The organism is Pseudomonas sp. UYIF39, from assembly GCF_029963765.1.
Classification (GTDB): Bacteria; Pseudomonadota; Gammaproteobacteria; order Pseudomonadales; family Pseudomonadaceae; genus Aquipseudomonas.
Genome location: NZ_JALBYU010000054.1, coordinates 1 through 9,326, shown reverse-complemented (window position 1 = coordinate 9,326; position 9,326 = coordinate 1). Strand labels below are relative to the sequence as shown.

The 9,326-nt window shown below is 60.2% G+C and carries 6 protein-coding genes; 3 read left to right on the top strand and 3 right to left on the bottom strand.

What is annotated here, in order from left to right:
* A partial coding sequence (locus tag MO767_RS30520; RefSeq protein ID WP_282483567.1) for a retention module-containing protein occupies nucleotides 1-1,935 on the bottom strand: 1,935 nt, incomplete at its 3' end.
* A gap of 590 nt (nucleotides 1,936-2,525) precedes the next feature.
* On the opposite strand from MO767_RS30520, the gene MO767_RS30515 reads away from it, so the two are divergent.
* From MO767_RS30515 to MO767_RS30505, 3 genes are all read left to right on the top strand, one after another.
* Nucleotides 2,526-3,884: a TolC family outer membrane protein gene (locus MO767_RS30515; protein WP_282483566.1), complete on the top strand. Its 1,359-nt coding sequence runs from the start codon at nucleotides 2,526-2,528 to the stop codon at nucleotides 3,882-3,884.
* Between the two features lie 128 nt (nucleotides 3,885-4,012).
* Nucleotides 4,013-6,172, top strand: coding sequence for a type I secretion system permease/ATPase (locus tag MO767_RS30510; RefSeq protein WP_282483565.1), 2,160 nt, complete (start codon nucleotides 4,013-4,015; stop codon nucleotides 6,170-6,172).
* A gap of 9 nt (nucleotides 6,173-6,181) precedes the next feature.
* Entirely contained in the window at nucleotides 6,182-7,549 is a 1,368-nt protein-coding gene (locus MO767_RS30505; RefSeq protein WP_282483564.1) for an HlyD family type I secretion periplasmic adaptor subunit, read from the top strand.
* A 130-nt stretch (nucleotides 7,550-7,679) separates the two neighbouring features.
* On the opposite strand, the gene MO767_RS30500 is transcribed toward MO767_RS30505, so the two are convergent.
* Together MO767_RS30500 and MO767_RS30495 are read right to left on the bottom strand one after the other, a co-directional pair.
* Complete coding sequence (locus MO767_RS30500; protein ID WP_282483562.1) at nucleotides 7,680-8,276, bottom strand: DTW domain-containing protein; 597 nt, start codon at nucleotides 8,274-8,276, stop codon at nucleotides 7,680-7,682.
* A 14-nt stretch (nucleotides 8,277-8,290) separates the two neighbouring features.
* Nucleotides 8,291-9,187: a LysR family transcriptional regulator gene (locus tag MO767_RS30495; RefSeq protein ID WP_008153227.1), complete on the bottom strand. Its 897-nt coding sequence runs from the start codon at nucleotides 9,185-9,187 to the stop codon at nucleotides 8,291-8,293.
* Nucleotides 9,188-9,326: the final 139 nt, after the last annotated feature.

The window sequence follows — 9,326 nt, the reverse complement described above, 5'->3', positions numbered from 1 at the left end:
TGAGGTCGAGGTATCTGAACCGGCACGCACGCCGACCACCGCGCCCCCTGCGGCGTGGCCATCGGCGCCGGCGGCGTCGTTCCACAACACGCTGCCGCTGACGGTGCCGCCCTCTGCGACCGAGATCGCGTCAGGGTTGGCGGTCGGCAGGTCATCGACGATGTTGACGTTGATTTGCCCGGTCGCCGTGCTGCCGTCGGTATCGGTGGCTACGACGTCGAAGTTCTCGTAGATGCTGTTGGCGCCGCCAGCATTGGGGTGGGTGTCGCTGTAATTCAGGGTGTAGCTGTAGCTCACCACGCCCGTGGCCGGGTCGTAACCGGTGATGGTGAAGGTGGCGCCCGTCCCGGTGGTGCCGGATATCGGGAAACCGACCGCCACCCCACCGCTGACCACCGCGACGCCGCTCACGGTCAGGGTCTGCAGGCCATCCGGCGCGTTGACGGTGAAGGTGCCGTTCTGGGTCAGGGCCGGGGCATCAGGGTCGGAGCCGTAGGTGAGGTTTTTTTCGTAGACGGTGATTTCGCCGCCTTCGACGTTGAGGCCGCCAATCGTAACCGGGTCATCGTTGTTATGGATGTTCAGCACAAGGTTGGCCGTGCTGGTGTCGCCGTCGGCATCGGTCAGGGTGTAGGTGAAGGTTTCGGTACCGTTGCCACCCGCGTGCAAGGCTTTGAAGTCGGCGTCGCTGGTGTTCAGGGTGTAGGTGTATGTGCCGTTGGCGTTGAGCACCAGGGTGCCGTAAATCCCGGTGAACGTGCCTGGGGTGATCGGCCCGGTACTTTCCCCTGTGGTCACGCGGTCGGCACCTTGCACGTCATTGGTCAGCACATTGCCATTGAGCGTCAGTAAGGTTTCCGACGCGGTGCTGAGATGGCTGTCATCAAACGCCTTGGGCACGTCGTCGGTGATGTTGACGTCCAGGGAACCAGTGGTGGTATCGCCATTGCTGTCGCCGGCCACCACGGTGAAGTGTTCGCTGAGGTTGTTGGTGCCGTCACCGGCAGGATGGGTTTCATTGTCGATGAGGGTGTAGCTGTAACTCACAACCCCCGTGGCCGGATTGTAGCCGGTGACGGTCAGGGTGTTGCCCAACGGGGTGGTGATCGATTGCGGGAAGCCTGCGGCAACGCCATCGCTGATCACGTTGATCCCTGCGATGCTCAGGCTGGTCAGCCCGTCAGGAGCGGACACGCTGAACGTGCCGGTCTTGGTCAGTGCCCCAGGGTTGGGGGCAGAACCGTCGGCCAGGTTGGCCTCATTGAGGGTCAGTTCGCCCCCTGCCACCGACAGGCCGGTGAGGGTCACCGGATTGTTCGGCACATCAGGAACAACCGGTGTTACAGGAAGAACGCCTGTTCCTCCTGAACCACCCGCACCACCTGCACCACCTGCACCACCTGCACCGTTGTCGCCGTTGTTCGGGTCTCCGGCCAGCCGTTCCAAGGGAAATTCGGGAATGCCGTTGAAGCCTGCGGTGGGAAAACCAATGGTCGGATCGACCCGTCCGCCCACCTCTTCGAGCATGACAAAACTATGGCCACCGCCCAGTGCACCACCAGGTGCGCCGGTCGAAGCAGGTCCGGCCGCCGTGGGGTCAGCGGTCTGGGTCGGGTCGTCGCCGGCAGCGATCGCTTTTTGCAGTTGTTCGACATCGGTCAGTTGCGCTTGAGTCGGTGTCACCGCTTCAGCGGTGTCTACATGGGGTGCCTGATGCGCGAGTAACTGAGGCGTCATCTCCAGACTGCTGCCACGCCCAAGTGTCAGTTCCTGGCCATTCTGCAGATGAACCGCCACCGCGCCTTCGGCCCCGGTGACCAGTTGATCGCCGGCGAATAACCGGTCCCCCTCGACCAGCGCGCGTCGGGTGCCATCGCTCGTAACCGCGAACACCTGACCAATGACCTTACTGACAATACCGATGAGCGTAGCCATGTGCACTTCCTCCGCTGCCAACTGCTGTCGGCATCCTGTTTTTGCGAAGAACGTGCTCATGGCTCCAACGGGTTGCCTGGCGAATCGTCTGCGAGCAGCGGTTACCTGAGGTAAGCCGATACCCTGGCGTCGTTCTCGCCAAACGTGTCACTCGTGGGCGACGTGTCTGCTGCGGGATAAAAACCTATGCAATCAATGGCATCGGGATCCACTTGCGCAACAAATCGCCCTTTGAGCGATGCGTAACAGTTTTGATCCACCAGAGTGACAAAAAACCGTCACTTCAAAACCGTCCGCCTCCCTCCCCTCCAGCACTTCCCCGCCCTAAGTCGATATATGGTTTGGAACTTCCATCAAGCCCCGAAGAGCGCCCTAACGCTCGTAAATCAAGGGCTTTCGCAGTGAACAATGTGCTGGATTTTACAGAGCGCATAAGTTTTTTTTTGCATAGACATTATGAAAAATTCTTCTATGGTTCCCTCTAGAATGTTCTTAGCTCTGTTGTTACAAGCATGAAACGGTTTTCACTATAAATGTCGTCAAATATTTGGCGACTGATAAGCACCATTAGGAATCAGGGAGAGGCACCCATGCGCGTATTAACCCCCCTCTGCAGCGCAATTCTGCTGGCAATGGCCTGCACTTCTCAGGCCCAAGCCATGTCATTGACAGAGGCAATCCAGAGCACCATCGCGACCCACCCGGAGCTGGCGTCGCGGGTGGACAGCCGCCTCTCGGCCGATGAGCTAGTGAAAGTCGCCAAGGGGGGCTTTTATCCATCGGTTGATCTGAATGCCGCCTACGGGCGCGGGTACAGCGATAACACCAACACCCGGGCACTCGGCAATCACCACACCGAAATCCTGACCTACACCCAATCGGAATTGCGTCTGCGGCAGATGCTTTTCGACGGTTTCAACACCGCCAACGAAGTCCAGCGCACCAAAGGCGTGGTCAATTCCCGGGCCTATTACGCTCAGGGCACCGCTCAGGATCTGGCCCTGCGCACCATCGAGGTCTACCTCGAAGTGCTCAAGCGCCGCGAACTGGTGACCTTGGCCACGAACAATCTGCAAGCTCACATGCGGGTCAACGATCAGATCGGTCTGCGTACCCAGCGTGGTATCGGCAGCAACGCCGACTCCGACCAGTCAGTCGCTCGCCGGGCACTGGCGCAAAACAACCTCGATACCGCTGAAGTCGATCTGGCGGATGCCGAGTCGAACTTCTACGCCGTCGTGGGGCGTCTGCCCGATGAACTCGAAGCCCCGCCCTCGACTCGCGGCGAACTTCCCGCCACCCTGCAGGAAGCCCAGCAAAGCATGGTGGAAAACAACCCGTACCTGAAATCCGCTCAGGCCGATGTGCAATCGGCCGAGAGCCAGTACGAAGTTGCCAAATCGCCGTTCTACCCTCGCTTCGACGCCGAAGCCGCCGTGGGTGCGAACAACAACGTGCAGGGCGATGAAGGCCACGACAACGAATGGCGAGTCGGCGTGGTGATGAACTACAACCTGTTCCGCGGTGGCAGTGACAAGGCTCGCCTGGCCTCCGATGCGCACCAGATCAACCAGGCAATGGACATCCGCAACAATGCCCTGCGCCAACTCAACGAGAACATTCACCTGGCCTGGAACGCCATGGTCAACGCCAAGAAACAAACCCCGACCGCCCGCGAGTACGCGGACACCAGCCGACGCGTGCGCGTGGCGTATCAGGACCAGTTCGGCCTCGGCCAACGCACCCTGCTCGACCTGCTGGACAGTGAAAACGAGCTCTACAACGCCAACCGCCGCTTCACCGAAGTGCGCTACACCGAGGAGTTCTCGATGTACCGCGTGCTGGCGAACATGGGTCAGTTGCTGAGCAAACAACGCGTGGTGTTGCCCGCCGATGCGATCGCCTCCACGGAAGTAAAAAACGAAGCCCGTTTGCCTGAACTGAGGTAACCCGGTAGGAGCTGCCGAAGGCTGCGATCTTTTGATCTTGATGTTTAAAAGCAAAGTCAAAAGATCGCAGCCTTCGGCAGCTCCTACAGGGATATGTGTCGATACCTATGCCAACTGGAGCGATCAATGTGACCAGCATGGAACCCGGTAACATCAGTGTCGATCCGCGCCTGAGCTTCGATGACCCGCTTCTGGACGGTCTGTTGATCCTCTGCAGACTTCACGGCGCGACGGTCAGCCGCGCCAGCCTGAGTGCCGGGCTCCCCCTGAACAAGCAACGCTTGAGCCTGGACCTGCTGCCTCGCGCAGCGGCCCGGGCCAGTTTGCAGGCGCGATTGCTGCGCCGTGAACTGGCGGATATTTGCGCCCTCAACCTGCCTGTGATGCTGATCCTCAACAACGGTCGTACTGCCGTTCTACGACGCTTCGGCGATGACGGGCAGTTGCTGATTTTGCCGAGCGAATCCGACGGCGGTGAACAATGGGTCAGCACGGACAAACTGGCCGAGAATTACAGCGGCCAGGCCTTGTTCGCGCGGCCACGGCATGAACTCGAAGACTTGCGTTCGCCGCTGGTGCCACGGGTTGAGGCGTGGTTTCGCGACACTTTGAAGCTGTCGAAGTGGCTGTACAGCGATGCGATTCTGGCGAGTTTCTTGATCAACCTGCTGGGGATGATGGTGCCGCTGTTCGTGATGCAGACCTACGATCGGGTGGTGCCGAACCAGGCCACGTCGACGCTGTGGGTGCTGTCCATCGGCTTGCTGATCGGCACCGGTTTCGAACTGGTATTGCGGGTGGTCCGCGCGCACCTGCTGGACACCGCCGGGAAAAAAACCGACGTGATCCTTTCGGCCACGTTGTTCGAACGCATCACCGGCATGGCGATGAAAGCGCGGCCGGCGACCATTGGTGGTTTCGCCCAAAGCATTCACGACTTCCAGGGCCTGCGGGAATTCCTCACCGCCGTGACGCTGACGAGCCTGATCGACCTGCCCTTTGCCGTGCTGATGCTGGTGGTGATCGGCCTGCTCGGTGGCTGGCTGGTGGTGATTCCGTTACTGGCGTTTCCGATCACGATCATCTTCGCGATGGTGATCCAGGTGCGCCTGCGCGACACCGTACAGAAAAGCCTGACCCTGGGCGCCGAACGCCAGGCGCTGCTGATCGAAACCCTCGGCGGCCTGGAAACCCTCAAGGCCTGCAGCGCCGAAAGCGAACGCCAGCACAAATGGGAAAGCACCCACGGCGCCCTCACCCGCCTCGACAGCCATGCGCGCAACCTCTCGGCACTGGCCACCAACGGCACGCTGTTCATCCAGCAATTCTCCGGCATGGCGACCATCGTCGCCGGGGTCTACAGCATCATCGCCGGCAACCTCAGCGTGGGCGCGCTGGTGGCGACCTACATGCTCGGCAGCCGGGTGCTCGCGCCGCTGGGGCAGATTGCCGGTTTGATCACCCGCTACCAGCAAGCGCAACTGACCATGAAAAGCACCGATGCGCTGATGTCTTTGCCGCAGGAACGCGACGCCAAACAACGGCCGCTGGAACGCACGCAACTGCAAGGCGCGATAGACGTCAGTAGCGTGACGTTCCACTACAACGGCCAGAACGCTCCGGCCCTGGCCAACATCAGCTTCAGCGTGAAACCCGGCGAGCGGATCGGCATCATCGGCCGCAGCGGCTCGGGCAAAAGTACGTTGGCGCGGCTGGTGATGGGTTTCTACGCACCGGAAGAAGGCCAACTGCTGCTCGATGGCCTCGACCTGCGGCAACTGGACGTCGCCGACCTGCGCCAGCAAATCGGTTACGTCGCCCATGACCTGCCACTGTTGGCCGGCAGCCTGCGCGACAACCTGACCCTCGGCGCACGCTACATCAGCGATTCACGGATGCTCGAAGTCGCCGAACTGACCGGCGTCACCGAGCTGGCCCGTCAACATCCGCAAGGTTTCGACCGCCCAGTGGGTGAACGCGGACAACTGCTGTCCGGCGGGCAACGTCAGGCGGTATTGCTGGCCCGCGCCTTGTTGCTGGATCCGCCGATCATGTTGCTCGACGAACCCACCAGTGCCATGGACAACAGCAGCGAAGACGTTCTGCGGCAAAAACTCCACCGCTGGGTCCAGGGCAAAACTCTGCTGCTGGTGACCCACCGTACCTCGATGCTTAGCCTGGTGGATCGCCTGGTGGTGCTGGACAACGGGCGGATCGTCGCTGACGGTCCGAAAGAAGTGGTTATCGATGCACTGCGCAAGGGCCGTGTCGGCTCTGCGGCTGTCTAGGAGCTAGCCATGGCCCGTTCATCATCCGACGTCTCAAAGGATCGCGGCTACTTCGGCAGTTTCAGCAAAAGCGCCGAAAGCGAATACATGCCGGAAACCGCCGGCGCCGCGTTGCAGGACTCTCCGCGCCTGTCACGGATCACTGTGTGGCTGGCGGCGGGTCTGCTGATTTCAGCGCTGGTCTGGGCCAAGTTCGCGGTACTGCAAGAAGTCACCATGGGCGAAGGCAAGGCGATTCCCTCAAGCAAGGTGCAGGTGATCCAGAACCTGGAGGGCGGCATCGTTACCGAGATCTTCGTCCGTGAAGGGCAAATGGTGGATAAGGGCGACACGTTGCTGCAGCTGGACGACACGCGGTTTCTGTCAAACAAGGGTGAAAGCGAGGCAGATCGTTATGCGTTGACCGCACAGGTTGAGAGGTTGTCGGCCGAAGCCGAAGGTCGACCATTCAAGCTGACAGAAGAAGTGATCGCCAAAGCCCCGCAAGTGGCCGAAGACGAGCGCTCGCTGTACGAACAACGGCAACGACGACTGGCCAGTGAACAGCGCACGCTGACTGAGCAACTTCATCAAAAAACCCAGGAACTGGCAGAGTTCCGCTCCAAACAGGGGCAATTCAGTTCGAGCCTGGCCTTACTGCAACAAGAGATGAACATGTCCGCGCCACTGGTGGGCACCGGGGCGGTGTCGCCAGTGGAAATCCTGCGGCTCAAACGCAGCGCAGTGGAGATTCGCGGCTCGTTGAATGCCACGACTCTGGCGATCCCACGGGCGGAATCGGCAATCAACGAGATCAAAAGCAAGATTGATGAATCGGAACAATCCTTCCGCTCGGACGCGGCGAAAGAGCTGAATGAAAAACGCACCGACCTGTCGAAAATCACCGCATCGAGCATTGCTATCGATGACCGCGTAACCCGCACCACGGTGGCGTCGCCGGTGCACGGGATTATCAAAGTGCTGAAGGTCAACACCATCGGCGGCGTGGTCCAGCCGGGCAGCGATATGGTGGAAATCGTGCCCATTGAAGACAACTTGCTGATCGAAGCCAAGGTCCGGCCGCAGGACGTGGCGTTTCTGCATCCGGGGCAGAAAGCCATGGTCAAGTTCAGTGCTTACGACTACACGATTTATGGGGGGTTGAGTGCGAAGCTGGAGTTGATTGGCGCCGACACGATTACAGATGACAAGGGCAACAGCTTCTACCTGATTCAGGTGAGGACGGATAAGAATCACTTGGGCGGGGATGTGAAACCGTTGCTGATCATTCCGGGGATGGTGGCGACGGTGGATATCATCACCGGGGAGAAAAGCGTGCTGGATTATCTGCTGAAACCGGTGCTCAAAGCCCGGACCGAGGCGATGCGCGAGCGGTAGTTTTTTCTGTGATTGTTCTACCGCTATCGCGAGCAAGCTCGCTCCCACATTTTTGATCGCGTTCTTCCAGAAGAAATGCGATCCCCTGTGGGAGCGAGCTTGCTCGCGATGAGGCCCTCACAGCCACCGACTATTTCGGCCCATGATTGCGCAGGAACGTATCCTCCCCCATCGCCGCGATTTGCCCCTCGATCAACGCTTCGAACGGCCGTAGCAATGGCTCGAAAGTGATCGGTGCTTCGAGGATCTGCAACGCCTGAACAATCGCCTCCACCGTCGACAACGCGCCCGGCCCCGGTGCCTTGCGCAATCGATATCTCGACACCGCGCCCTGCGCCAACGTCACCCTCGGCAGCGCCGCCAGCAGCGGGTTGAGGTGCAGCATCTTGCGCGCTTTACGCCAGGTGCCGTCCGGGACCACCAACAACATCGGTACATCATTTAGCGTGTAAGCCTGCAACGGCTGCGCATCATCGGCGGGAAACAGCAGCCGAGCCTGATAGCCCGGTTGATTCAACAGCGCTGGCAAATCCTCGAACACCTCGCCAACTATCAACTCGGCATTCTTCAACCCCAATGCCGCCAACCGTGCGGTGTTCAGCGCATGGTTCACTTCGCTGGGATGCTGCAGCAACAGCACTCGCGTGCGGCTGTCGAGGCTCGGAATCAGCGGACACAGGCAATGGCTTTGCGGACGCAGGCAGCGCGGACATTGGATTCTGGACATTGCTTCTTTTTCCGTTAAGCGGCCTGATTCAGTTGTGCTTTGAGCAAATCGCGAAAGGTCTGGATCAGCGGCTCGCGGCTGCGGCCACGACGCACGATCATCGAGAACGGCGCCTGATAGCCGAAGGTCGCCGGCAGCAGCACTCGCAAATCGCCCTTATCCGCCCAGGCCTGCGCGTAGTGCTCCGGCAGGTAACCGATGTAGGCGCCCGACAGCACCAGAATCAGCTGCGCCTCCATACTTTCCACCGTCGCCGCGCTGTGTTTGAAACCGTGGCGTGCCAGTTCCGCCTGGCTCCAGTAGCCGCGGCCAACCATGCGTTGCTGAGTGATGACTTGCTCGGGAATGCGCCGCTCGGTGAACAGCGGATGACGGCTGCTGCAATACAACCAGTGTTGCTCGCGGTACAGCGGCATGTAGACCAGACCGCTCATGCGCGTGGAGAACGCCCCGATGGCCAGGTCTAGACGGTTGTCCTGTACGCCGAGTTGCAGTTCGTAAGGGCTCATGACCGACAAATGCAAATGCACGGCCGGGTGTTCCTGGCTGTAGGCGCCAATGGCTTCGGCGAACGGCAAGGCCTTGTCGCTGACGGTGGAGTCGATGACGCCGAGGTTCAAGGTGCCGCGCAGTTCGCCTTTGAGGGCGGCGGCGTATTGTTCGAAGCCTTCGAGTTCACCGAGCAGACGCAGGGTTTCCTGGTGGAACAGCTCGCCTTTGCTGGTCAGGCTGAAACCACCCCGGCCCCGATGGCAGAGCACCAGACCGAGGGCGGCTTCGAGCTGGCTCATGTAAGTGCTGATGGCCGAGGTCGAGAGGTTGAGCTCTTGCTGGGCGTTGGCAAACCCCTGATGGCGAACCACGCTGACGAAGATGCGCAACAGTTTCAGGTCGGGTAACGCGTTGGCCATGGGGTTCTCCAGCAAAAACATACGTAGACGATGAGACCATGTAGCAGCTGTCGAGCAGCGCGAGGCTGCGTCCGGCTGCGCAGCAGTCGTAAAACCTAAGCGCGAGGTTTTCCTGAAACACCGCGTCGCCTGATTTCAC